Annotated in this window: 1 protein-coding gene; it reads left to right on the top strand. The window is 62.3% G+C overall.

Annotation, left to right across the window (positions count from 1 at the left end; genetic code table 11):
- The coding region (locus ACFZPT_RS26680) for a DUF6531 domain-containing protein (protein ID WP_146039244.1) at positions 1 to 276 on the top strand (276 nt) is incomplete at both ends.

Below are 276 nucleotides of genomic sequence, written 5' to 3'. Positions count from 1 at the left end.
GTGCCTGTTTCGGGGAAAACCCCGAACGGCGATGCGGCGGCTTCTGCGGATAAAACCGTCACTAACGGCTGCCCCGTATCGATGGTCACCGGCGAGGAATTGCTGACCCTGACTGACGGTGTTCTGGATGGGGTGTTGCCGTTCGAGTGGACGCGCCTGTATCGCACCAGCGCGGTGGAAGTCGACGTTGGGCTGGGGTTTGGCTGGAGCCATGGGCTGGCGCAGCGGCTGCTGGTTTCAGGCGATTCGGTGGTCTGGACCGACCATGAAAATCGC

Source organism: Pseudomonas sp. MD330_10 (genome assembly GCF_042610415.1).
Taxonomy (GTDB): Bacteria; Pseudomonadota; Gammaproteobacteria; order Pseudomonadales; family Pseudomonadaceae; genus Aquipseudomonas; species Aquipseudomonas rhodesiae.
The sequence above is the reverse complement of the archived record's forward strand: the minus strand, read 5'-3'. Positions and strand labels throughout refer to the sequence as shown.